The following is a 23,862-nucleotide window of genomic DNA, read 5'->3' as shown; positions in this document are numbered from 1 at the left end:
CAGATGACCACATCGGGCACGGGCCGGCCGTTCGCCGTGGTGACCGGCGCGTCCAGCGGCATCGGGTACGAGCTGGCGGTCCAGTTCGTCGAGCACGGGTACGACCTCGTGATCGCCGCCGAGGACGACGGGATCGGCACGGCGGCGCAGCGGCTGCGGCGCGACGGCGGACCGCGGGTGCACCCGGTCCGGGTCGACCTGACCCGCGTCGAGGGGGTCGAGGAGCTGGCGGCGGCGGTGACCGCGACCGGCCGCCCGGTCGACGGGCTGGCGCTCAACGCCGGGCGGGGCGCCGGCGGGGAGTTCGTCGGGGGCACCGCGCTCGCGGACGAGCTGGCCGTGGTCGACCTGAACGTACGCTCGACGGTGCACCTGGCCAAGCTGCTGCTGCCCGCCATGGTGCGCCGCGGCGCCGGACGGGTCCTGTTCACCTCGTCGATCGCCGCCACCATGCCGGGGCCCTTCCAGGCGGTCTACAACGCCTCGAAGTCGTTCGTGCAGTCGTTCGCGGAGGCGCTGCGCAACGAGCTGAAGGACACCGGGGTGACGGTGACGTCGCTGATGCCGGGGCCGACCGACACGGAGTTCTTCGACCGTGCCGAGATGGAGGACACCCGGGTCGGCTCCGGGCGCAAGGACGACCCGCGGACCGTAGCCGAGCAGGGCTTCGCGGCGATGATGCGCGGCGACCAGACGGTGACCGCGGGTTCCCTGCTCAACAAGGTGCAGACCGCCGCCGGCAAGATCGTCCCGGACCGGCTCAAGGCGGCGCAGCACCGCAGGATGGCCGAGCCGGGCTCCGGAGGCTGAGCCCTTCCGGGCCCGGCGGCGGTCCGTCGGGCCCGGCCGGCGACGCGGGTGACCCTCGCGGTGGGGCCCGTCGCTGCCTAGGATCAGCGGCATGGCGGGGGAGGACGGCGAGGGCGGCAGTGTGCTCGCCATCAGCGACCTGCACGTCGGTCACGCGGGTAACCGGGAGGTGGTCGAGGGGCTGCGCCCCGGGTCGCCGCGGGACTGGCTGCTGGTCGCCGGCGACGTGGGCGACACGGTGGCCGACGTCGAGTGGGCCCTCGGCCTGCTCAGTCGCCGCTTCGCGAAGGTGCTCTGGGCGCCGGGCAACCACGAGCTGTGGACCCCGCCCGCCGATCCGGTGGCGCTGCGCGGGGCCGCGCGCTACGCGTACCTGGTCGACGTCTGCCGGCGGCTGGGCGTGCTGACCCCGGAGGACCCGTACCCGGTGTGGCGGGGGGAGGGCGGGCCGGTGCTGGTGGCGCCGCTGTTCCTGCTCTACGACCACAGTTGGCGCCCGGACGGGCTCGACACCCCCGAGGCGGCGCTGGAGGAGGCGTACCGGGTGGGGGTCGTGTGCACCGACGAGTTCCTGCTGCACCCCGACCCGTACCCGAGCCGGTCCGCGTGGTGCGCCGCCCGGGTCGCCGAGACCGCGCGGCGGCTCGCCGACCGGGAGCCGGGGCTGCCGACGGTGCTGGTCAACCACTGGCCGCTGCTGCGCGAGCCGACCCGGGTGCTGCGCTATCCGATCTTCGCCCAGTGGTGCGGCACCGAGTCCACCGCCGACTGGCACCTGCGCTTCGACGCCACCGCCGTGGTCTACGGCCACCTGCACATCCCCCGTACCACCTGGCACGACGGGGTGCGGTTCGAGGAGGTCTCGGTGGGCTACCCCCGGGAGTGGCGGCCCCGCGCCGCGCCACCGACGCTGCGGCGGATCCTGCCCGCGCCCCCGGACGTGACGACGGGCCCCGGCGCACCGGGGCCCGTGGGGTCGCGTCCGCTCAGGCCGTCACCGCGTCCAGCGACTTCTTGATCGCCTTCGGGTCGGTCGGCTTGCGCGGCGCGTCCGCGCGCAGCGCGATCATCCGCTCGCCGATCTCCTGGAGCTGCTTACGGCCGAGTGCCTCGCGCACCTTGGGGAACCACTCCTGCTCCTCCTCCTCGACGTGGTGCAGGACGTTCTCGATCAGCACGGTGGTCTTGGCGTTGAAGCGCTCGTCGCCGGCATCCATGGTGAACAGCTCGGCGCAGAGCACGTCGGCGACGTGGTGCTCCTCGTACGACTCGAGGATGTCGTCCTCCAGGTCGGGCAGGAGCTTGCGGACCTCGGGGTACATCACCTCGTTCTCGAGGTAGGTGTGGACCGTGAGGGCTTCCAGGATCTCGTTCACCAGCTTCTGGCGCCGCGCCGCCGGACCCTCCTCGGCGTCCTGGAACGCCTTGAACAGGCGGCGCATCTCCTTGTGGTCCTCTTTCAACACCACGATGGCATCGGTGGACACCGTCGACCTCCTCGGCTCGTCTGACACCTCCTCCCGTACCCCCGTGGTGAGCAGCGAAAACGGGTGGGGCCCGGCGGTGATCCGCCGGGCCCCACCACGGGTCGTGCCGTGCTTGCTACTTCACCACGTTGTACGCGTTGACCATGCCGGCGCCGTAGAAGCCGTTGCGCTTGCCGCCGGAGCAGGTCGCGTCGTAGGCGTTCGGGCCGGCCGCGATCAGCGGCACCGGGTTGTAGACGCCGCTGGGGCAGGCGATCGCCTCGGCGGTGGTGCCCAGGAAGGCCGACAGCTGGCCGGGCGTCATGCCCGGGTGCGCCGAGACGGCCAGGGCGGCCACGCCGGCGGCGTGCGGCGAGGACATCGAGGTGCCCTGCTTGTAGCCCCAACCGTTGGTCTTCGTGGTGGTGTTGTAGGTGGTGGAGAGGATGCCGTCGGAGAGGGTCGAGCTGGCACCCCGGGTGCGGAAGCGGGTGTCGCCACCCGGCGCCGTCACCTCGACCACGCCCTGGCCGTACGAGGAGTAGTAGCTCTTCTCCCCGGTCGGGCCGACCGCCGACACCGTCACCACGCCCGGCGCCTCGGCCGGCAGGACGAGGCAGGCGTTGGTGAGGTTCTCGCGCTCCTCGGGCGTCCCGTTGTTCGGGCTGCCCGTGTCGGTGATCTTGTGCGCGAGGTCCCAGTTGCTGTTACCCGAGGACGCCACGTGCAGCACGCCCTTGCCCTGCGAGTAACGCAGGGCCCGCTGGACCGCCTTCCACACCGGACGCTGGCGCGCGTCGTTGCGGCAGTTCAGCTGCCACGGGTCGATGTAGTAGCTGTTGTTGGTGACCCGCATGCCCTGCTCGGCGGCCCACATGAACCCGCAGACCGCAGCCTCCGGGAAGATGTAGCCGTCGTCGTTGACCACCTTGACGGCAGCCACCTTGACGCCCGGGGCGACACCGGCCACGCCGACGCCGTTGACGGCGGCGGCGATGGTGCCGGCCACGTGGGTGCCGTGGTCGGAGGTGGTCGGGTTCCAGGCGGACTCGGTGGTGTCGGTGACGCCACCGATGCAGGACGTGCTCTTGTTCTTCGCGATCTGGCTGGCCAGATCGGGGTGGCTGGACGAGATGCCGCTGTCCAGCACGCCCACCACCACGTCGGCCCGGCCGGCGTTGACGGCGTGGGCCTGCGGGACGTCGATCATCGGCATGTCCCACTGCTGACCGAAGAGGGGCTCCTTGGTCGGGTCGGCGGTCGTGTTGACCGCCTCGGCCGCGGAGACCTCCAGGGTCTCGCCCTCGTCGAGGGCGGTGCCCAGGCCGGCGGTGGACGCCACCGAGTCGACGCCCGCGCCCGCCACGTCCGTGACGAAGTCGGGGTTGGTCGACCGGACGACGAGCACGCCGATCTGGTCGTAGCTGGCGACCACGGTGCCGTTGGCGGCGGCCACGCGCGCGGCCGCCTTGTCCGTCTTGGCACCCTGCGGGGCGAGCACCAGGAACGTGGTGTCCGGGCCGGCGGCCGACGCCGCCGGGGCCACCCCGCCGGCGACGGCGAGGCCGACGCCGAGCGTCACGGCGGACGCGGCAGCCAGTGTCTTGCGACGGAGGTTCTTCACACAGACTCCCAGGGGCTGTTTCCAGCCGGGGTACGCCCCCTGGCGGGGAGCGACCGGCGGGAGGCGCGCGGGATGCACGCCTCCGCAAGCAGCAGCGCCACGGGGTCCGCTGGCGTTACACGCGTCCGTGCGGGCCAACGGAAGGTGTCAGACGGTCGCCAGGGTGTGCGGGATCTCGTCGAGCAGTTCCCGGGCGAGGAAGCCGATCCGGCCGAACCGGGGGACCAGCCGCTGACCGCTCACCGCGTGGGCGAACGCCGCCCAGCACGCGGCCTGCGCCGGTGCGGCGCCCCGCGACAGCAGTCCGGCCAGCAGCCCGGCGCGCACGTCCCCGCTGCCGGAGGTGCCGAGGCCCGCGTCGCCGCTCTCCTCCCGCCAACTGCGGCCGTCGGGGGTGGCGATGTGGCCGTAGAGGGAGACCACCGCGTCGTAGCGGCGGGCCAGCTCCGTCGCCTCGGCGTCCAGGTCGTCGCCGGGCTCCCGGTCGAGCAGGTGCCGGGCCTCGGTGAGGTTGGGGGTGAGCACCACCGGCCGACCGGACCCGACCAGCAGGTCGGGGGCGTGGCTCAGGGCACCCAGGGCGTACGCGTCGAGCACCAGCGACGTCTCCGGGCCGGCGGCGTCGAGTACCAGGCGCAGCAGGCGGCCGGTCTCGTCGATGTCCTTCAGGCCGGGGCCGAGGGCCACCACGTCGGCCTGCGCCACCAGCTCGCCCAGCAGCTCGCCGGGCCGTCCCGCGACCGCCCCCTCGGCGGTCTCCGGCAGCCCCACCACCAGCGCCTCGGGCACCTGGATGCTCAGCGCGGCGGCGGTCGACTCGGCGGCGGCGAGCTGGAGCACACCGGCCCCGGCCCGCAACGCGGCCACGCCGGCGAGCAGCACCGCGCCGGGGGTGAACCGCGAACCGCCGACCACCAGCACCGTGCCCCGGGCCTCCTTGCCGCCGGTCGGCACGGGCAGCGCCCAGTCCCGCAGCAGCCCGGGCGTGATCACCCGGGTGTCAGACCGGTTCGGCATGGACCTCGTCCTCCCTGGTCGGCCGGGCGCCCTGCGCGTGCAGGTGACCGACGTCGTTGAACACGTCCGGGGCGAGCCGGCCGTCGGTGCCGGCGGACCAGCCGGTGATCGAGCAGTTGGCGATGACGTGCTCGCGGGTCAGCGCCATCAGCTCCACCTCGGTGAGCCCCTCCACCAGGTAGCGGGTCAGGAAGACCAGGGCGTCGTGGCCGAACAGCAGCACGCGTCGGTCCTCGTGGTCGCGGCGCAGGTCGCCGAGCAGGGCGCGCAGGCGCAGCGCCACGTCGGTCCAGGACTCGCCGCCCGGCGGCCGGTAGTAGAACTTGCCGAGCCGGTCGCGGCGTGCCGCCTCCTCCGGGTGTCGCCGGCGCACCCCCTGCCCGGTCAGCCCGTCCAGGATGCCCAGCTCCCGGTCGCGCAGCCGCTCGTCTCGGCTGAGGGGAATGCCGGTGCCGGCCAGGGCCAGCTCGGCGGTCTGCACCGCCCGCAGGTACGGCGACACCACCGCCACGTCCGGCCGGCGGGCCTCGGGCAGCCCGGCCAGCCAGCGCGCGGTGGCCCGGGCCTGCTCCTCACCGGTCGTGCTCAACGGCACGTCCGCGTCGCGGTGGGTCAGGTCGATCAGCTCGGCGCCGGCGGCCTCGGCCGCCGTGGCCGCCACGTTCGCCGTGCTCTCACCGTGTCGGATGATCCAGAGCGTCGCCAGTTCCGCCATGCGGCAACCCCTACCCGCGCCCCGCCCCGGGTAACCGCGGCCCGCCACCGGTGTCGTTCGGCCCGGGCAGCGGACGGAGACGGTGCCCCGGGTCGCGCCGGGGTGCCGATTCCGCACCCGGCCCCCGGCGCGCCGGTCAGCGCCGGCGATCCGGCGTGGGGCGGGCGACCTCGCAGACCTCCCGCCGGATCTCCTCCAGCCGGACGGCCAGCTCCCGCGGCCGGCTCAGGGCCACCGGGTGCCCACCGTCCATCTCGTCCGGGGTGATCCCCAGCCGGTCGGACACCAGCTTCCGCAGGAAGTCGACGGGGAAGAAGCGGTCACCCCGGCAGAGCAGCGCCCGGGTCGGCACGTCCGGCCAGGCGGCGAGCGGCCAGGGCTTCTCGAACGGCGTGCCCGACTGGTCCCGGGCGTTCGCCGTGGCCTCCTCGACCAGCCGGGGCGGCAGCTCGTGGAAGAAGACGACGTTCGGGTCCTCGTCCTGCTCCGGCGTCCAGCCCTCGCGTTCGGCCTGGATCCGCCTGGCCTGCGCGTAGCCGGTGCCGCTCCACCACTCGCCCGGCGACTCGCCGGGGCAGGGCACCATCGGGGTCAGCAGCACGAGCAGGTCCGCGTGGACCCGGTCGCACACCAGCGGGCCGGTGAACGCGCCGAACGACTGAGCCACGACGACCAGGTCCGTACGGTCCCCGACGGCCCGGACGGCGGCGTCGGTGTACTCCGCCAGCCCCGCCGACTCGTCGGCGCACGGCAGGTCGACCGCCACCACGTCGTGCCCGCGCTCACGCAACTGCGCCGCGAGGAGGTGCCAGTACCAGGGCCCACTGCCCGCGGGCGGGATCAACACGTAGGTCGCCACTGTCAGTGATCCTCCAGGTCCGGGGAGTGGCCCATGGCGCGCGCGGGTGAGGCGTCGCGGCGCCGGGTCCCGCGGCGTCGGTCGTCGTACCGGTCGTGGTGCCGCCACCACTGCTGCGGATAATCCAGCCCCTCCTCCTGTCGGCCCAACGCCGTCAGGTCGAGGTAGTTGTAGGTGTTGATCAACGCGTCGCCGCCCCGGGAGAAGGACGAGTAGGTGTGGAAGACGTCCGCTCCGTCGCGGAGGAACACGCTCAGCCCGGAGCATTCCGCGTCGTCCCTGGTGGCCCCGAAGTCGGGATTGAAGTCCCCACCGAAGGACGAGAACCAGGGAACAGTCCACCCCATCCGCCGCCGGAACGGCTCGATCCTGGTCAGCGGTGCCCGGGACACCAGCACCAGGTTGGTGTCCCGGGCGTGCAGGTGAGCCGGGTGGCCGAGGTTGTCGACCTGTAGGGAGCAGCCCACGCAACCCTCGTCCCAGTCGGGGTGGAACATGAAGTGCCGGACGACGAGCTGGCGACGACCGTCGAACAGACTCGGCAGGTCCACCGGGCCGTCCGGGGAGTCGAAGACGTACTTCTTGTCGATCCGGACCATCGGTAGCCGACGCCGCTGAGCGCTCAACGCGTCGCGTGCCCGGGTGAGCTCCTTCTCGCTGACGAGCAGTTCCGCACGGGCCGCCTCCCACTCGTCTCGGCTGACAACTCTCGGCTGGGTCATGGTGTCTCTCCTGCCTCCGTCCTTCCGGCGACGTCAGCGTCGCGCCGCACCGCCGGCCACCCCCATTGAGACGGCGGGGCGCGTGAGAACTCATCGCCGCCACCATCCGTCAACGGGTCATCGGCAGCCCGAAGGCCGGAAAGACGCGGGGAGGGAACGCGGTGACCTCCACGACCTCGCCAGCCTCGATGCGGAGCACGTCGAGGCCCAGCGCGTGGTAGCGGGGCCGGCCGGGCTCACGCACGTAGCAGGCGACGGCGGGCTGGCGGTTCGCGCGGGTGGGCACGTGACACCAGTCCTTCCAGGCGGTGGGCCCGACCAGCGCGGGCGCCCAGCACTCGATGATCGCGTCCCGTCCCTCGTACCAGGTCGGCTCGGGCGGCATGGTGAAGCGGGCGTCCTCGCGCAGCAACGCCGCCAGCGCCGTCAGGTCGGCGCTTTCGGTCGCCGCGACGTACCGCTGGAGCACCGCCCGTTCCTCGGCGCTCGGGTCGGTCGCCGCCGGCCACTCCGTCCGCCGTTGCGGCAGGCGCTGCCGGAGGGTGGCGCGCGCCCGTTGCAGGGCGCTGTTGACTGCGGCGACCGTGCCGTCGAGCAGCGTGGCGGTGTCCGCCGCCGGCCAGCCGAGCACGTCGCGCAGGATGAGCACCGCCCGTTGCCGGGGCGGCAGGTGCTGGATCGCGGCGAGGAACGCCAGCTCGATGGTCTCCTTGGCCACCAGTGCCGCGTCCGGCTCGACGTCCGGCGGGGCGGGCGGATCGAGCAACCGGTCCGGATAGGGCTGGAGCCAGGGGATTTCCGCCTGCGGCAACGAGGCCCGGCCGGGCCCGGGGACCCGGGACGACGTCGGCGCGACGAGCGGACCGGGCTGCCGCTGGCGGCGGTCGAGGAAGTCGAGACAGGCGTTGGTGGCGATCCGGTAGAGCCAGGCCCGCACGGTGGAGCGGCCCTGGAAGCTCTCCCGGCTGCGCCAGGCCCGCAGGAACGTCTCCTGCACGAGATCCTCGGCGTCGTCGAACGACCCGAGCATCCGGTAGCAGTGCACCTGCAACTCCCGCCGGTGCCGGTCGGTCAGCTCGGCGAAGGCCTGCTCGTCGCCCGACCGGAGGGCCGCACCGGCCGCGGTCACCCCGCTCCCGCCCGATCCCGCGTCGCCTTCGCCCACGAACCGTCTCCCCCCGTCCCGGTCACCGGATCATCGACGCACCGTAACCCACCGGTGCGACGACGACCGACGGAGTCGTCACCGGCGTCCGCTTCCGGCAAGGAAGGCGTCGACCAGGTCCGTCGGGGTGCCCCGCGCCCGGGGCGTGATCGGGGCCGGGCCGGGTAAGCGCTGCCTCCATCGATCACCGAGACGGGGAGGTGTGCCGTGGCCACGATGGTCAGGGAGCCGGCGAGCCCGGTGAAGGATCAGAACTACGACCTGATCCACGCGCTGCAGATGTCGTTGCAGCACATCTGGCAGTTGGAGAACTACATCGCCGACGCCGACGCGCGCGGCGACACGGAACTGGCCACCTGGTTCCGCAAGATCCAGGAGAACAACCGCAAGGCGGGCGAGCAGGGCAAGCGGATGCTCATCTCGCGCCTCCAGGAGGAGATGAGCTGAGACCCGGCCGCCGGCGGCCGGGGCTCCGCGCGCGGAGCGCCCGGCCGTCGGCGCGCGGGCCCGGCGTCGGCCCCGGCGGGATCCGCGTCGGTCGGCGCGGGCCGTGACGCGGCGTGCCGGCCGACCGGCCGGGTTACGGTGTGCACGTGGCGACGCCGGCCGAGGAGATCCAGGTGGGGGAGCGGCTGGTGCGCGTCTCCAGCCCCGACAAGCCGTACTTCCCGGAACTCGGGCTGACCAAGCTGGACGTGGTGCGCTACTTCCTCGCCGTCGGCGACGGCATCCTGCGCGCCCTGCGGGACCGCCCGACCATGCTGGAGCGGTGGCCGCGCGGCGTCTTCGACGGGGCGAAGATCGGCACCCGGCAGGACAACCGGGGCGACGCCTTCTACCAGAAGCGGCTGCCGGCGGGCGCGCCCGACTGGGTGCGCACCGCCCACATCACCTTCCCCAGCGGACGTACGGCCGACGAGGTCGCGCCCGGTGAGCTGGCGGTGGTGATCTGGGCGGCCAACCTGGGCACCCTGCGGTTCCACCCCTGGCCGGTCTCCGCCGCCGACGTCGAACGGCCCGACCAGCTGCGCATCGACCTGGACCCGATGCCGGGGGTGGGCTTCGACCAGGTGGTGCCGGTGGCCCACGAGGTGCGCGCGTTCCTCGCCGAGCTGGGGCTGACCGGCTACCCGAAGACCACCGGCGGACGGGGCCTGCACGTCTACCTGTCCATCGAGCCCCGGTGGAGCTTCGGCGACTGTCGGCGGGCGGTGCTGGCGCTGGGGCGGGAGATGCAGCGCCGGCTGCCGGACCTGGTCACCACCACGTGGTGGCGGGAACAGCGCGACCGGCCGGTCTTCGTCGACTACAACCAGATGTCCCGGGACCACACGATGGCCTCGGCGTACTCCATCCGCCCCACCCCGCAGGCGCTGGTCTCCGCGCCGCTGGACTGGTCGGAGCTGGACGACGCGCGGCCGGAGGACTTCGCCGTGACCACGATACCCGCCCGGTTCGCCGAGCGCGGCGACCCGCACGCGGGCCTCGACGACCGGCGGTTCTCCCTCCAGCCGCTGTTGGAGCTGGCCGACCGGGAGGGGCTGGAGGCCCCGCCGGAGCGCTGAGCGGACCGGCCGGCGGGGAGGCCGCCGTGCCGGCTCACTCCCACGGGCTGCGCTCGCCGTCGAACTCCTCGAAGACCAGCCAGGTGCGGGTGGAGAGCACGCCGGCGATGCTCTGCACGCGGCCCAGCACCACGTCGCGCAGGGTGGCGTTGTCGGGCGCCCGGACCAGGGCGAGCACGTCGTGGTCGCCGCCGAGCAGGGCGGCGTGCTCGATGTAGCGCACCCGGGCCAGCTCCGCCGACACCTCGCGCCAGGTGTTCTGCTCGATCTTCAACGCGATGTACGCCGAGGTGCCGAGCCCCGCCGCCTCGGGCGCGACTTGGGCCCGGAAGCCGGTGATCACGCCGTCGCGCAGCAGCCGCTCGACGCGGGCGTACGCGTTGGTGCGCGAGATGTGGATGCGCTCGGCGAGGGTGCGCACCGACGTGCGGCCGTCGCGGACCAGCTCGTCGAGGATCCGCCGGTCGACGTCGTCCAGCGGTCGCGCCGAACGTCCCGTTCCGGCTGCCGGCTCCGCCGCGCCCCCGGACTCCTGGCTCACTTCGCTGCCCGTCCCATGCCATCCGTCCCGCGTTTGTCCTGGATCTTGAGTCAATCATCCGACAGCAGGAGCATAGGCCCACCACACGTCCAGGAGGTCCCGCCGTGACGACCACACCCGAGGCGGTCCGCAGGGCCCCGCGCAGCCGCCGGGCGGCCACCCCGCCCGACCCGGCCAAGCCGCTGCTGCCGGCCACCGAGCCCGTCCGCCTGCTCGACCCGACCGGCACGCCGCTGCGTGCCCCCGCCGCCTACCCCGAGCCGCCCGTCGAGGCGCTCGTCGAGATGTACCGGCGGATGGTCGTCGGCCGCCGCTTCGACGTCCAGGCCACCGCGCTGACCAAGCAGGGCCGGCTGGCCGTCTACCCGTCCTCGCGCGGCCAGGAGGCCTGCCAGGTCGGCGCCGTCCTCGCCCTGCGCGAGTCGGACTGGGTCTTCCCGACCTACCGGGAGTCGATGGCCCTCGTCAGCAGGGGCATCGACCCCGTCGAGGTGCTGACCCTGCTGCGCGGGGACTGGCACTGCGGGTACGACCCCGCCGAGCGGCGCACCGCCCCGCAGTGCACGCCGCTGGCCACGCAGTGCGTGCACGCCGCCGGCCTGGCCTACGGCGAGGCGTACCAGGGGCGCGACACCGTGGCGTTGGCGTTCATCGGCGACGGCGCCACCAGCGAGGGCGACTTCCACGAGGGCGTCAACTTCGCCGCCGTGTTCAAGGCCCCCGTCGTCTACTTCGTGCAGAACAACCGGTACGCCATCAGCGTCCCGCTGTCACGGCAGACCGCCGCGCCGTCGCTGGCGTACAAGGGCGTCGGCTACGGCGTGCCCAGCGAGCAGGTCGACGGCAACGACCCCGTGGCCGTGCTCGCCGTGCTCACCCGCGCGGTGGAGCACGCCCGCTCCGGCAAGGGCCCGTTCCTGGTCGAGGCGCACACCTACCGGATGGAGGCGCACACCAACGCCGACGACGCCACCCGCTACCGCGACGGCGCCGAGGTCGAGGCCTGGCGGGACCGGGACCCGGTCGCCCGGCTGGAGACGTACCTGCGCTCGCGCGGCGCCCTCGACGACGCCGCCGTCGCCGCGGTCGCCGAGGAGGCCGAGGCGTACGCCGCCGACCTGCGCACCCGGATGAACGCGCAGCCGACGGTCGACCCGATGAGCCTCTTCGACCACGTCTACGCCGAGCCCACCCCACAGTTGGTCGAGCAGCGCGAGCAGGTCCGTGCCGAACTGGCCGCCGCCGCGGACGAGGAGGGTGAGCGCTGATGGCGACCCTGACCATGGCGAAGGCGCTCAACGCCGCGCTCGCCGACGCGATGCTCGACGACGACCGGGTGGTCGTCTTCGGCGAGGACGTCGGGGCGCTCGGCGGCGTCTTCCGGATCACCGACGGCCTCCAGGCCCGCTTCGGCGACAAGCGTTGCTTCGACACCCCGCTCGCCGAGGCCGGCATCGTCGGCTTCGCCGTCGGCATGGCCATGTCCGGGATGCGCCCGGTGGTCGAGATGCAGTTCGACGCGTTCGCGTACCCGGCGTTCGAGCAGATCGCCTCGCACGTGGCGAAGCTGCGCAACCGCACCCGGGGCGCGCTCAGCGTGCCGATCGTCATCCGGGTGCCGTACGCCGGCGGTATCGGCGGCGTCGAGCACCACTGCGACTCCAGCGAGGCGTACTACGCGCACACCCCCGGGCTGAAGGTCGTCACCCCGGCCACGGTCGAGGACGCGTACTCGCTGCTGCGCCAGGCGATCGACGATCCCGACCCGGTCGTGTTCATGGAGCCGAAGAAGCTCTACTTCTCCAGCGCCGAGGCGGAGCTGTCCACGACCTCCGCGCCGATCGGCCGGGCGGTCGTGCGCCGCCCCGGCCGCGACGCGACGCTCGTGGCGTACGGGCCGGCGGTGCCGGTCGCGCTGGAGGCCGCCGAGGCCGCCCGCGAGGAGGGCTGGGACCTGGAGGTCGTGGACGTGCGCAGCATCGTGCCGTTCGACGACGAGACCGTCACGGCCTCCGTCCGGCGTACCGGCCGGTGCGTGGTGATCCAGGAGGCGCAGGGCTTCGCCGGGGTCGGCGCCGAGATCGCCGCCCGAGTGCAGGAGCGCTGCTTCCACGCCCTGCACGCCCCCGTGCTGCGGGTGTCCGGGCTGGACATCCCGTACCCGGCGCCGATGCTGGAGCACACCCACCTGCCGTCGGTGGACCGGGTCCTCGACACGGTGGCCCGGCTCCAGTGGGACGACCAGCCCGACGGGCGCTGGCTGAGCCGGGGGAGCGCGGCGTGACCACCGTGGACGGTACGCAGGTCTTCCTCCTGCCCGACCTGGGCGAGGGGCTGAGCGAGGCCGAGATCGTCGAGTGGCGGGTCGCCGTGGGTGACGTGGTCACGGTGGACCAGAGCGTCGTCGAGGTGGAGACCGCCAAGGCGGTCGTCGACGTGCCCTGCCCGTACGCCGGGCGGGTCGTGGCGCTGCACGGCGCGGCGGGCGAGACCCGCCCGGTCGGCCAGCCGCTGATCACCATCGCGCCCCTGGACGGCGACGGCGGGGCCGGCGACGAGCCCGCCGGGCACGCCACCTACCGCGAGGAGGAGCGGGCCGGCTCCGGCAACGTCCTCATCGGCTACGGCACCGGCCACGGCGGCGCGGGGCGGCGGCGTCGGCGCCCCCGTCTCGTGGCCGCGCCCGATCCCACCCCCGCCGCGTCGGCGGCGCCCGCCCCGGTCGAGCGTCCGGCCGCCCTTGCCGACCGTCCGGACGCCGCGGCGGCGCCCCTGGTCATCTCGCCGATCGTGCGCCGGCTGGCCCGCGAGCACGGCCTCGACCTGGCCGCCCTGCGCGGCACCGGCCCCGGCGGCGTGGTGCGCCGGGCGGACGTGGAGGCCGCCGTCGCCGAGGCGGCCACGCCCGCCGCCCGGCTCGCCGCGGTGCCGGACGAGCCCGCCCCGTCGGCCGTCCCCGGCGCCGAGGACCTCGTCGTCCCGCTGACCGGCATCCGCAAGGTGATCGCCGACAAGCTCTCCCGCAGCCGGCGGGAGATCCCCGAGGTCACCATCTGGGTGGACGTGGACGCCACCGGGCTGCTGGAGACCCGTGCGGCGATCAACGCGGCGACCCCGGACGCGCCGGTGAGCATCCTGGCCCTGCTGGCCCGGATCTGCCTGTCCGGGCTGCGCCGGTACCCGCAGCTCAACGCCCGGGTCGACACCGAGGGCCAGCGGATCGTCCAGTCCGCCGGGGTGCACCTGGGCATCGCCGCCCAGACCGACCGGGGGCTGGTCGTGCCGGTGCTGCGGGACGCGCAGCGGCTCACCACCGCCGAGCTGGCCGCCGAGCTGAGCGCGACCACCACGGCCGCGCGGGCCGGCACGCTGCCCCCGGCCCGGCTGACCGGTGGCACGTTCACGCTCAACAACTACGGCGTCTTCGGTGTCGACGGCTCCACCCCGATCATCAACCACCCGGAGGCGGCGCTGCTCGGGGTGGGCCGGATCGTGGACAAGCCCTGGGTGGTGGACGGGCAGCTCGCGGTGCGCAAGGTGACGCAGCTCAGCCTGACCTTCGACCACCGGGTCTGCGACGGCGGGGTGGCCGGCGGCTTCCTGCGGCACGTCGCCGACTGCGTCGAGCGGCCGGCGGTGCTGATCGCCAACGTCTGACCCGCGTCCGCGACGGCCCCGGCCCTCCGCCTCCCGGCGGGCGCCGGGGCCGTCGCCGTGCCGGGCCGCGTTTCCCTACGGGCGCGCCGGGAATGCGGGCCGGGCAGTCCCGCCGAGGGGAGGACGAGTGGCGTACCCGGACATGCCCTCCGCCGCAGGCGTGCGGCGCCACGCGGTGGCCGGCGCCCCGCTGCTCTGCGACGCCCGGGAGCACGGCATGGTCGGCGACGGGGTCGCCAACGACCAGCCGGCGCTCGCCGCGCTGGTGGACCGGCTCGGCGACGCGTACGCCGCCGACGGCCGGGCGAGGATCATCTACTGCCCGCCCGGGGTCTACTCGATGCGGGACTCGGGCACCGTGTGGCGTACCGGGGTGTCGCTCGTCGGCGCCGGCCCGGGGGCGACCCGCTTCGTGCTCAGCAACGCCGGCAACCGGGCCGACCCGTCGCCGCTGGCGTTCTACACCACGCTCCAGCACGGCGCCGACCGGGACCGGCACCTGGCCGACTGCACCTTCGCCGACTTCGAGATCGACGGCTCGGGAGTGGCGTCGGCGGACTACAACCCGCTGGCCAAGGGGCTCGGTTTGCAGTACGTCGTACGGGGTGTCTTCCGCAACCTGTACATCCACCACACCGCCGCCACCGGCCTGGGCTGCGACTTCCTCCAGGACTGCCTGATCGACGGGGTGCTGGTGGTCGGGTGTGGGCGGCTGGACAACGGCACCGAGATGGGTGGCGCGGGCATCGGCGTCGGCATCGGCGGCTGGGGCAGCGTGGAGCGGTTCAACATCGTCAACTGCAGCGCGGTCGCCAACGCCACCAACGGCATCTTCCTGGAGTTGCAGGAGGCAGGCCAGCTGCGCCCACGGGGGGTGCGGATCATCGGCTGCCACACCCAGGGCAACCGCTTCGGCATCTCCGACTGGGGCGCGAACGGCCTGATCGTCTCCGCCTGCACGATGACCGGCAACCTGGAGGCCGGCTTCCACGTCTCGGCGAAGGGCACCACGCACACCGCCGGGCGGGGCGGCATCCTCACCGACTGCGTGATCGACGGCAACCTGCGCGACGGGGTCAGCATCGGCAACACCCCGGGCCCGTACACGATCCGCGGCAACCGGATCAGCGGCAATGGCCGTTACGGCTACCACCAGCGCGACCTCGGCGGGTCCGAGGAGGCCGTGGCCGAGGAGATCGTCATCGAGAGCAACGACTTCTACGGCAACAGCGCCGACGCCATCCGTATCGACCGGCCGATCCGCGACGCCATCGTGGTCGGCAACCGGATCCGGAACAACGGACGGCAGTGGGCGCCGGCCATGAGCGGGCACGGTAACTCGGTGCGGTACACCGAGAAGTCGGTGGTGGACCGGCGGGCGACGTGGCCGAACGACGGCCACCGGGGCAAGGTGGTGCACGTCGGCGAGCGGATCGCCGTGGTGGCGGCCAACGACGACACCGAGCTCACGCTCGCGCCGATCCGACCGGACTCGCCGAGCGGGTGGAGCGGGGCCACCCCGGCGCCGGGCACGCCGTACGAGCTGCCGGGAGGGCCGCCGGTGCGGGCCGGCATCGCGATCAACGCGGCCGTCGACTCGGCCACCATCCGGGGAAACCGGATCTGGGACAACAAGCAGCCGAGCACGCAGAACCACGGACTGTGGATCACCGCGCAGGGCAGCTGCGTGGACTGCCGCGTCGAGGACAACGACCTCGCCGGCAACGCCGACTCGGCGATCCGGATGGACACCCCGCCCGTGGGTGGCCGGTGGGATCGCAACCACGGCGACGACGACTGGACGTGAGCAGCGGCGGGAGCAGGGCGCCCTCCCCGGCGCCGAGGGCGCGGGAACGTGAGCGCCCTCGGCGGGGCGGCGCAGGCGGGACGGACGGGCACCAGGGGGGCTGGCGACGGCGGGGGCGGACGATTGCGGACGGATCCGGAAGCAGGCGCGGGCGGCCCCATTCCGTGCAGGGCGGGAAATGCTTCCCGAAATTGCGTCTTCATTTCCGTCGAAATTGCGCTCCCATGCGACGGGGCGTGGAGAGAATGTGGCTGAGGGACACCAATTAACGGGGGGACGCATCATGGAGTTGAGGCGGCGACTGGCGGTGCTGGCCGTGACGATCGCGGCCGCGCCGTTGGCCCTCGGCGGGTGCACCGCCGACCGCAAACCGGGCGCCCGGCCGGCCGAGGAACGGGCCGCGGCGGCACTGGAGTTGACCGTGACGCCCGCCGACCGCGCCCGGGAGGTGCCGATCACCGCCGAGGTGGGGACCGCGGTCAGGAACGGCAAGGTGACCGCCGTCCGGATCACCGACGACAAGGGCGCTCGGGTCGAGGCGGAGCCCCGCGAGGACGGCTCGGGCTGGGTGCCGAAGGCGCCGTTGCAGCCGAAGCGCACGTACACCGCGGAGGTGACCGCCACGGGTGACTCGGGAACGACGACCACCCGGAAGACCACCTTCACCACGATGCCGAAACCGACGAAGCCGGAAGTCACCAGCACGCTGTACTTCGCCGGTGATCGGACGTACGGCACCGCCATGCCGGTGACCGTGGCTTTCGACCCGCCCATTCCGAAAGAGGCCAGGGCCGACGTGCAGCGCCGATTGTTCGTGAAGACGGATCCGCCGCAGCCGGGCGCCTGGTCGTGGGTGTCCGACGGCAGCCAGGCCTATTACCGGGCCCCCGATTTCTGGCGGCCAGGAACCAGCATCAGCGTCCGCGCCGGGCTGGAGGGCCTGCCGATCGGCAAGGAGCGGGTCGGCGACTCCGACCGCACCGCCACCTCGAAGATCGGACGGCAGGTCGCCCTGGAGATCGACAACGCGACCAAGCAGATGTCGGTGCTGCGGGACGGCAAGGTGGTCCGCAAGATCCCCGTCAGCATGGGCAAGCCGAGCACGCCGACCTCCAGCGGCAAGATGGTGATCATGGAGAAGCACGACTTCACGACGTTCGACACCCGGGGTTCGGCCGACCCCTACGTGGTCGACGTCGAGGACGCCCAGCGGCTCACCTGGGGCGGCGAGTTCATCCACGCCGCGCCTTGGTCGGTGGGGGACCAGGGCAACACCAACGTCTCGCACGGCTGCACCAACGTGTCCAACGAGGCCGCGGACTGGCTGATGGGCGTCACGCAGGTCGGCGACCTGGTCACCATCAAGGGCACCGAGGTCGAGTTGAACGAGGGCAACGGCTGGACGGCCTGGAACGTCAGCTGGGACGAGTTCGTCAAGGGCAGCGCCCTGCCCGTTCCGGCCGGGCTGCGGCCGTCCCCGTCGGCCGCGCCGCACCCGGGCGCGGTGGCCGGGGGCTCGCCGGCGCCGGCGCCGTCCGTGCGCGGCGGCTGACCAGACCGTACGCACACCCGCCGGACCGGTCCGCCGCCACGCGGGCCGGTCCCGGGCGTGCCGGTCGTCGCGCGGCTCAGCCCAGCGGCACCCGGGCCACCCCGGGGCCCGTGAGGCTGCCCAGCCACAGGTGCCCGCCGTGCTGACGGACGCCGGTGATCATGTCGTACGTCCCGCGCGGGCCGTGCAGGGTGCGCAGCACCCGCCCCTCGCCATCGACGAGGGCCACCAGGCCGTAGCGCAGCGGCTTCGGCTGCACCGCCGCCGGCAGCACCGCCACCAGCTGCCGCAGCCGGGGGTGGGGCAGTAGCCGCTCGACCACCGGCACCCGGGGGCTGGGCAGCGCGATCCAGTACGTCCCGTCGCCCACCGGGGTGAGGTTGTCCGGGTATGCCGGCAGGTCGGCCAGGACGGTGACCGCGCCGTCGGCCAGGGCGACCCGCACCAGCCGGTGGGTGGCGGTCTCGACCAGCATCAGCGCCGACTCGTCCGGGGTGAGCGCGAGCCCGTTGGGGAAGTGGAACCCGGCGCGGACGACGTCGGTGCGTCCGCTGCGCGGGTCGTACGCCAGCACCCGCCCGTTGGGCCGATGCTCCAGCAGGTCCCGCTTCCAGTGCGAGAGCGGGAAGCGGTCGGAGGAGTCGGTGAAGTAGACCGTCCCGTCGCGGGCGACGGTGGCGTTGTCGGTGAGGTGCGCCCTCGCCCCGAGCCCGCCCAACTCGCGTACCGCCCCGTCACCGGTCACCCGCAGCAACCCCCGGTACGCGTCGCAGACCACGAGGCTGCCGTCGCGCGGGTCGACCTCCACGCCCAGCGGTCGGCCCCCGGTGTCGGCGAGCGGCCGGGGGAGGGTGCCGGGCGGCGCGTCCACCGGCCACCACCAGAGCCTGCCGTCCTCCGACCCGCTGACGACCCGGCCGGACGGGTCGACGACCACGTCCTCCGGGCCGGACACGCCAGCCGGCAGGGGCAGCAGCTCGACGGCGTCGAGCCGTCGGTCGGCGGGCGCCCACGGACCGTCGAGCGGCGGCGGCACGGTGGCGGGTTCGCGGACGGGGCGGATCAGCCGGGGCGCACGGGGGCGGCGAGGGACCATGCCCCATTCTCGCCCGCCGATGTCGCAGCCCACAGGCCCTGCGGGCGTCCTCCCTGAGGAGGATCCGGGAGTCTCCGGGTAGACCCTGGGCGTACCCGGATCCGGTCCCTCAGCAGGGCGGAAATGTCGGTGGTGGGGGATAGGTTCGTCGGTATGCGACAGCGCGACGACCGGCTCCACATGGAGATCACCGTGGCCGACCACGAGGTGGAGGTGCGGGCGACCGGCGAGGTCGACATCGCCACGGTCGGCGCCTTCCGCTCCGCGCTCTGGGACGCCCCGCCCCGGCCCGTGCTCCGACTGGACCTCTCCGGCGTCCGCCTGCTCTCCGCCGCGGGGGTGCGGGCGCTGGTCGCCGCGCACCTGCGCGTCCGCGCCCGGGGCGGGGAGCTGGTGCTGCTCCGTCCCGACCCGGTCGTCGATCGGGTGCTGCGGGCCACCGGCCTGCACCGGGTCATCCCGATCATGGATCTGTGCGCCGACCGGGAGCTGGTGCCCTGCTGACCGAGGTGCCGCCGGTGCGACCTACCGGCCGCGAGACCTGCGGAGCCCGGGCGCCGTACGCGTGCGGGCCGGTGCCGACGGCGCCGTACGCCGCCCGCACCGACCCGTGGTCCGCCGTCCGCACCGACCGGCCCTTCGCCGTTTGCGCCCGACGGGCCGCTCGCAGGCGGCACCGGCCGGTGGTCGGGCCGGTCGCCCGCTGCGGTGACCGGCCCGCCGCCGTGCGGTCAGCCGCGCGCCCGGGGTCCGACCGTCCGATCGGTGGATCGCTTCGCGCTCAGCGCACGCCGAGCAAGTCGACGACGAAGACGAGCGTCTCGCCCGGCTTGATGACGCCGCCGGCGCCCCGGTCGCCGTAACCCAGGTGCGGCGGGATGGTCAGGCGGCGCCGGCCGCCGACCCGCATGCCCACGACGCCCCGGTCCCAGCCGGAGATGACCTGCCCGCCGCCCAGCGGGAACTCGAACGCCTCGCCCCGGTTCCACGAGGCGTCGAACTCGCGACCGGTGGAGTGTGCGACCCCCACGTAGTGGACGCTGGCCAGCTGTCCCGGCTGGGCCTCCGGCCCCTCGCCGACGGTGATGTCGTCGATGACGAGATCGGCCGGGGGCGCGCCCTCGATCGGACCCACCTCGGGCTTGCCCGAGCGGGCGCCTGCTGCCTGGTTCATTCGGGAGTCTCCTACCGTTTCGGTCCTGATGTCCGTCACCCGAGATCCTGCCCGATGGCGATCGGGCGCCGCGTGGCGGTCCCGCCCGGAACGCCCGACGGGTTCGGGGCGGCGCGCCGGCCGGCAGTCGGGCCGGGTACGGGAGACGTTCGGGCGAGCGCGTGAGGCGGTGGGGCGAGCACGTGAGGCGGCCGGGGCGCGACCGCGGGCTGGCCGGGCGGGCAGGCGAGCTGGCCGGGCGGGCACGCGGAAGCGGGCGCCACCGGTGGTGACGCCCGCTTGCGGGGGAGATGCCGTACCCGGTCACCGCAGCCAGGGGAACCGCCGCACGATCGGGAGCTTCGCCCACGCCCTGCCCAGGCCGAGGGTCGCGCCGGCGTTGACCAGGGCGAGACCGACCAGCAGCGCCGCGTTGAGCAGGTGGTCGTCCATGAAGGGGTTGTTCTCGGGAGGCAGGACGACCGTCCACATCATCACGTAGAGCACCGCGCCGGCGACCGCGGCGACGCGCATCCCGATGCCGAGCAGCAGCGCCACGCCGATCGCGGCCAGGCCGGTCATGAAGAGCACGTCGGCCCAGGCGGCCCCGGCGATGCCGTGGTAGAAGTCCGCGAACGGACCCGCGGCACCGAAGGTCAGGAAGCCCTTGGTGGGGCTGCCGCCGTTGATCCAGGCGTTCTTCGCCTCGGTGGCGAAGCCCAGGCCGAAGACCTTGTCCAGGAACGCCCAGAGGAAGGTCCAGCCGAGGGCGATCCGGATGCCGGCGAAGACGTACCGGGCCGCCCGTTGCCTGGTGGTCTCGTGCCGCGTCTCCGCCACGGGAGCGTCGGTCCTGGCGGTGGTGCGCTCGATCGTCGCGGTCATTGTCTCCACGTCCCTTCGTGTGCCTCGCACCGCGCTTTCCCGGTGGCATCTCCATTGGACGCCTGCCGGCGTCGGCGGGGCAGGGCCGACCGGGCCCCAACGGACCGGGACCTTGGACCCCTTCCGGCCCGGTCCGGCGGCCCTGACCCGGCGGGCCGACCCGGCCGTAGCGTCGCAGGTGAAACGACAGGGAGGTCGTGATGAGGACGTGGCAGGTGGGCGACGTGATGACGCGGGAGGTCGCGACGGTGGGGGAGGAGACCCCCTACCGGGAGATCGTCGACGCGTTGGTCCGGCGGGGCATCAGCGGTGTGCCCGTGGTGGACGGGTTCCGCCGGGTCCTCGGCGTGGTGTCGGAGTCGGACCTCCTGCATAAGGTCGAGCAGGCCGGCCACCCGGACGAGCGGCGGGTCTTCGAGGGGCGCCGTCGCCGCGTCGCCCGGGAGAAGGCCGACGCGCTGGTGGCGCGTGAGCTGATGACCGCACCGCCGGTGACGACCTGGGCGGAGGCGACGATCTCCGCCGCCGCCCGGCGGATGGACCGGGAGTCGGTGAAGCGGCTGCCGGTGCTCGACGACCTGGGCCGCCTGGTCGGGATCGTCACGCGCGGCGACCTGCTGCGGGTGCACCTGCGCACCGACGCGGAGATCCGCGAGGACGTGGTGCAGGAGGTGCTGCGTCGGGTGCTCGCCGTGCGGGACGGCCTGGTCACGGTCCGGGTGCGCGACGGCGAGGTGACGCTCGACGGCCGGTTGGACCGGCGCAGCGCCGTCGAGCTGGCGGCCCGGCTCGCCGGGCAGGTCAGCGGCGTGGTCCGGGTGACCAGCACCCTCGCCTACGACGTCGACGACAGCGCGCTCGTCGACCTCGACGCCGACCGGGTCACCCCGGTGGCCTGACAGGGCCGCGGTCCGGACCCGCCGACGCCGTGCGGGTCCGGACCGCCCCGGGGCCGAGGCGGGTCGGGACCCGCCGGGTGCCGATCGTGGGGCCGGGTTCGCCGCGGGAGGCGACCACCGCCCTGCCGACCCGGTGGGCCGCCCGTACGCCTGACGTCGGCGCGGGGCCGCAACGTCGGCGGCCCCGACTTGTCCGGACCGCCGTCGGCCCGTGGTCGGCTCGCCTAGGCTCGGGATCGGACGCGCTCAGGCCGCCGGCCGCCGCCGGACGGCCCCCTGCGCCGCCGGACACCAGTGCGCGGGCGTGGTCGGGGTGGTCCGGCCAGTACGCCGGCATCGGGCGCGCCGGCACCAGTGCGTGCCGGGCGCCACGTGCGCACCCGCGCCGCCGGCCTCACGGGGCGTCCGCCCCGCCGGCAAGTCGGGGCGTGCGCCGGCCGTACGCCGGGAGCGGAGCCGCCGTCGGGGATGCGGAGGACGCCGGGTGGACGAGGCGACGTTCGCGGCACCGCTGTGGGCCTGGGCGGCGGTGGGCGTGGTCATCGCCGTCATGCTCGCCGTCGACATGTTCTCCCACCGCGACGACCACGTGATCGAACTGCGTGAGGCGCTGCTGTGGAGCGGCGTCTGGATCACCGCCGGGCTCACCTTCGGTCTGGTGGTCTGGCTGTGGCGCGGCGGCGAGCCGGCCGGGGCGTACTTCTCCGGCTATCTGCTGGAGAAGGCGCTCTCCGTCGACAACGTCTTCGTCTTCGCGCTGCTGTTCGGGTACTTCCGGGTGCCTGCCGCGTACCAGCACAAGGTGCTCTTCTGGGGCGTCGTCGGTGCGCTCGCGTTCCGGCTGGCGTTCATCTTCGCCGGCGCGGCGCTGCTGGAGCGGCTGACCTGGGCCGGCGTCGTGCTCGGCGCCTTCCTGATCTGGACGGGGTGGCGACTGGCGGTACGCGGCGAGCCGGACGTCGACCCCGACCGCAACGTCGCGGTCCGGGCGTTCCGGCGGCTGGTGCCCACCGAGCCCCGCTACCACGGCGGCCGGTTCACCGCCCGGGTCGACGGCCGACGCAGGGCCACCCTGCTGCTGGTGGCGCTGGTCGCGATCGAGGCCACCGACGTGATCTTCGCGATCGACTCGGTGGCGGCGATCCTCGCCATCACCACCGACACGTTCCTCGTCTGGACGGCGACCGCGTTCGCCGTACTCGGCCTGCGCAGCCTCTACTTCTGCCTGGCCGGCCTGCTGCGACACTTCGGCCACCTGCGGTACGGGCTGGCCGTGCTGCTGGCCTTCGCGGGGGTGAAGCTGATCCTGGCCGAGACGCCGGTCGGGAAGCTGCCGATCTGGTTGACCCTCGCGGTGGTGGTGCTGACGCTGTCGGTCGCGATCGGGTGGAGCCTCGTCGACGCGCGGCGCGAACGGCGTCGGCGCGCGGGGGGCTGACGGCGCGAACGCGGCCGAGGCCGGGGGCCCGGCGGGTCAGTTCGGTCGCACGACGGGGTCGGCGAGCTGCGCGGCGAGTACGGCGGGCGCCTCGGCGAGCGACGGGCCGTACCAGGTCAGGTGCCTGCCGGAGACCAGGGCGCAGGGGGTGCCGGGAAACGCCTCCGGCCCGTCGTCGGCGGTGAAGAGGTACGGCTCGTCGGGCAGCACGACCAGCTCCGGCGCGCGGGCGCGCAGCTCGTCGAGGCCCGGGCGGGGGTAGCGCTCGACGTGGTCGGCGTACACGTTGGTCACGCCGAGCCGGCGCAGCACGTCGCCGGCGAAGGTGTCGGCGCCCAGCACCACCCACGGCCGCCGCCAGACCGGCACGACCGCCCGGCGGGCCGGCCGGGCCGCGGGCAGGTCGGCCCACGCCCGGCGGGCCACGGCGAGCCACTCCGGCTCGGCCGGGGCGCCCAGGTCGCGCATCAGGTCGGCCAGCTCGGCCAGCGCCTCGTCGACGGTACGCGGGTAGGTCACCCGCACCGGCACGCCGGCGGCGCCCAGCGCGTCGGCGTCCTCGCGGCGGTTCTCCTCGACGTTGAGCAGGACCAGGTCGGGGCGCAGCGCGAGCACCCGGTCGAGGTCGGGGTACTTGCTCCCGCCGACCCGCGTCACCTCCAGTCCGGCGGGGTGGGTGCACCAGTCGGTGGCGCCGACCAGCAGACCCGGCAGGGTCAGGGCGACGGCCTCGGTCAGCGACGGCACCAACGACACGACGCGCACGCCCGCGCACCTCCCCGGTCCGGTACGCCGAGCGCCGGCGTACCGGTCCATCATGCCCTGACCCGCGTTCCGGTCGCCGGACAGGCGTCCCTTGCGACGGCTCTACAACGTTGTAATACTCGCCTG

General features: G+C 74.0%; 24 protein-coding genes. 12 read left to right on the top strand and 12 right to left on the bottom strand.

The window, feature by feature from the left end; all coding sequences use genetic code 11:
* Window positions 1-3 precede the first annotated feature (3 nt).
* On the top strand, window positions 4-810 hold the full coding sequence (locus ACTMS2_RS19155; RefSeq protein ID WP_441176606.1) for an SDR family NAD(P)-dependent oxidoreductase: 807 nt from the start codon (window positions 4-6) through the stop codon (window positions 808-810).
* Between the two features lie 91 nt (window positions 811-901).
* Window positions 902-1,828 (top strand): metallophosphoesterase family protein, encoded by a 927-nt coding sequence (locus ACTMS2_RS19150; RefSeq protein WP_441176605.1) that lies wholly within the window; start codon window positions 902-904, stop codon window positions 1,826-1,828.
* Here ACTMS2_RS19150 and ACTMS2_RS19145 read toward each other — a convergent pair.
* The 7 genes from ACTMS2_RS19145 to ACTMS2_RS19115 form a co-directional block, all read right to left on the bottom strand.
* Window positions 1,797-2,297 carry a hemerythrin domain-containing protein gene (locus ACTMS2_RS19145; protein ID WP_363897866.1) on the bottom strand — a complete coding sequence of 167 codons (501 nt, stop codon included), beginning with the start codon at window positions 2,295-2,297 and terminating at the stop codon, window positions 1,797-1,799. The genes ACTMS2_RS19150 and ACTMS2_RS19145 overlap by 32 nt on opposite strands.
* Window positions 2,298-2,412: 115 nt before the next feature.
* Entirely contained in the window at window positions 2,413-3,900 is a 1,488-nt protein-coding gene (locus tag ACTMS2_RS19140; protein ID WP_441176604.1) for a S8 family peptidase, read from the bottom strand.
* A 147-nt stretch (window positions 3,901-4,047) separates the two neighbouring features.
* A complete protein-coding gene (locus ACTMS2_RS19135) occupies window positions 4,048-4,917 on the bottom strand; it encodes an NAD(P)H-hydrate dehydratase (protein WP_396802100.1) in 870 nt (289 codons plus the stop codon).
* Entirely contained in the window at window positions 4,901-5,632 is a 732-nt protein-coding gene (locus ACTMS2_RS19130) for a histidine phosphatase family protein (RefSeq protein WP_441176603.1), read from the bottom strand. Before ACTMS2_RS19130 ends, ACTMS2_RS19135 begins: the two co-directional genes overlap by 17 nt.
* A gap of 136 nt (window positions 5,633-5,768) precedes the next feature.
* Window positions 5,769-6,491, bottom strand: a complete 723-nt coding sequence (locus ACTMS2_RS19125) for an alpha/beta hydrolase (protein ID WP_441176601.1) — start codon at window positions 6,489-6,491, stop codon at window positions 5,769-5,771.
* 2 nt (window positions 6,492-6,493) lie between these two features.
* Window positions 6,494-7,213: a DUF899 domain-containing protein gene (locus tag ACTMS2_RS19120; protein WP_441176600.1), complete on the bottom strand. Its 720-nt coding sequence runs from the start codon at window positions 7,211-7,213 to the stop codon at window positions 6,494-6,496.
* A 109-nt stretch (window positions 7,214-7,322) separates the two neighbouring features.
* Window positions 7,323-8,342: a sigma-70 family RNA polymerase sigma factor gene (locus tag ACTMS2_RS19115; protein WP_441176690.1), complete on the bottom strand. Its 1,020-nt coding sequence runs from the start codon at window positions 8,340-8,342 to the stop codon at window positions 7,323-7,325.
* A gap of 252 nt (window positions 8,343-8,594) precedes the next feature.
* Here ACTMS2_RS19115 and ACTMS2_RS19110 point away from each other — a divergent pair, with 252 nt between their 5' ends.
* Window positions 8,595-8,825, top strand: a complete 231-nt coding sequence (locus ACTMS2_RS19110; protein ID WP_089003424.1) for a hypothetical protein — start codon at window positions 8,595-8,597, stop codon at window positions 8,823-8,825.
* 146 nt (window positions 8,826-8,971) lie between these two features.
* Window positions 8,972-9,943, top strand: a complete 972-nt coding sequence (locus tag ACTMS2_RS19105) for a DNA polymerase domain-containing protein (protein ID WP_441176598.1) — start codon at window positions 8,972-8,974, stop codon at window positions 9,941-9,943.
* A gap of 34 nt (window positions 9,944-9,977) precedes the next feature.
* On the opposite strand, the gene ACTMS2_RS19100 is transcribed toward ACTMS2_RS19105, so the two are convergent.
* Window positions 9,978-10,484, bottom strand: a complete 507-nt coding sequence (locus ACTMS2_RS19100) for an Lrp/AsnC family transcriptional regulator (protein ID WP_357720738.1) — start codon at window positions 10,482-10,484, stop codon at window positions 9,978-9,980.
* 104 nt (window positions 10,485-10,588) lie between these two features.
* Between ACTMS2_RS19100 and pdhA the strand changes: the two genes are divergently transcribed.
* From pdhA to ACTMS2_RS19075, 5 genes are all read left to right on the top strand, one after another.
* Window positions 10,589-11,752, top strand: a complete 1,164-nt coding sequence (gene pdhA / locus ACTMS2_RS19095) for a pyruvate dehydrogenase (acetyl-transferring) E1 component subunit alpha (protein WP_441176597.1) — start codon at window positions 10,589-10,591, stop codon at window positions 11,750-11,752.
* Entirely contained in the window at window positions 11,752-12,768 is a 1,017-nt protein-coding gene (locus ACTMS2_RS19090; RefSeq protein ID WP_441176596.1) for an alpha-ketoacid dehydrogenase subunit beta, read from the top strand. The genes pdhA and ACTMS2_RS19090 overlap by 1 nt, the downstream gene beginning before the upstream one ends.
* A complete protein-coding gene (locus ACTMS2_RS19085) occupies window positions 12,765-14,141 on the top strand; it encodes a dihydrolipoamide acetyltransferase family protein (RefSeq protein ID WP_441176595.1) in 1,377 nt (458 codons plus the stop codon). The genes ACTMS2_RS19090 and ACTMS2_RS19085 overlap by 4 nt, the downstream gene beginning before the upstream one ends.
* Window positions 14,142-14,283: 142 nt before the next feature.
* A complete protein-coding gene (locus tag ACTMS2_RS19080; protein WP_441176689.1) occupies window positions 14,284-15,948 on the top strand; it encodes a right-handed parallel beta-helix repeat-containing protein in 1,665 nt (554 codons plus the stop codon).
* Between the two features lie 283 nt (window positions 15,949-16,231).
* The gene (locus ACTMS2_RS19075) at window positions 16,232-17,500 is read left to right on the top strand and encodes an Ig-like domain-containing protein (RefSeq protein ID WP_441176594.1); all 1,269 of its coding nucleotides are present in this window, start codon (window positions 16,232-16,234) and stop codon (window positions 17,498-17,500) included.
* A 76-nt stretch (window positions 17,501-17,576) separates the two neighbouring features.
* On the opposite strand, the gene ACTMS2_RS19070 is transcribed toward ACTMS2_RS19075, so the two are convergent.
* Window positions 17,577-18,596 carry an SMP-30/gluconolactonase/LRE family protein gene (locus ACTMS2_RS19070; RefSeq protein ID WP_441176593.1) on the bottom strand — a complete coding sequence of 340 codons (1,020 nt, stop codon included), beginning with the start codon at window positions 18,594-18,596 and terminating at the stop codon, window positions 17,577-17,579.
* Between the two features lie 153 nt (window positions 18,597-18,749).
* Between ACTMS2_RS19070 and ACTMS2_RS19065 the strand changes: the two genes are divergently transcribed.
* The gene (locus ACTMS2_RS19065) at window positions 18,750-19,100 is read left to right on the top strand and encodes an STAS domain-containing protein (protein ID WP_441176592.1); all 351 of its coding nucleotides are present in this window, start codon (window positions 18,750-18,752) and stop codon (window positions 19,098-19,100) included.
* A gap of 277 nt (window positions 19,101-19,377) precedes the next feature.
* Here ACTMS2_RS19065 and ACTMS2_RS19060 read toward each other — a convergent pair whose 3' ends face one another.
* Window positions 19,378-19,770, bottom strand: a complete 393-nt coding sequence (locus ACTMS2_RS19060) for an FKBP-type peptidyl-prolyl cis-trans isomerase (protein ID WP_357720756.1) — start codon at window positions 19,768-19,770, stop codon at window positions 19,378-19,380.
* Window positions 19,771-20,073: 303 nt separating this feature from the next.
* Window positions 20,074-20,643, bottom strand: coding sequence for a hypothetical protein (locus ACTMS2_RS19055; RefSeq protein ID WP_441176591.1), 570 nt, complete (start codon window positions 20,641-20,643; stop codon window positions 20,074-20,076).
* A 191-nt stretch (window positions 20,644-20,834) separates the two neighbouring features.
* Between ACTMS2_RS19055 and ACTMS2_RS19050 the strand changes: the two genes are divergently transcribed.
* Both ACTMS2_RS19050 and ACTMS2_RS19045 read left to right on the top strand, forming a co-directional pair.
* Window positions 20,835-21,533, top strand: a complete 699-nt coding sequence (locus tag ACTMS2_RS19050; protein ID WP_441176585.1) for a CBS domain-containing protein — start codon at window positions 20,835-20,837, stop codon at window positions 21,531-21,533.
* A gap of 550 nt (window positions 21,534-22,083) precedes the next feature.
* Window positions 22,084-22,971, top strand: coding sequence for a TerC family protein (locus ACTMS2_RS19045; RefSeq protein WP_441176688.1), 888 nt, complete (start codon window positions 22,084-22,086; stop codon window positions 22,969-22,971).
* Between the two features lie 36 nt (window positions 22,972-23,007).
* Here the strand turns inward: ACTMS2_RS19045 and ACTMS2_RS19040 are convergent, their stop codons facing one another.
* A complete protein-coding gene (locus tag ACTMS2_RS19040) occupies window positions 23,008-23,736 on the bottom strand; it encodes a helical backbone metal receptor (protein WP_441176582.1) in 729 nt (242 codons plus the stop codon).
* Window positions 23,737-23,862: the final 126 nt, after the last annotated feature.

The sequence above is a fragment of the Micromonospora sp. SD12 genome, assembly GCF_052068495.1.
Lineage (GTDB): Bacteria > Actinomycetota > Actinomycetes > Mycobacteriales > Micromonosporaceae > Micromonospora > Micromonospora echinofusca.
The sequence above is the reverse complement of the archived record's forward strand: the minus strand, read 5'-3'. Positions and strand labels throughout refer to the sequence as shown.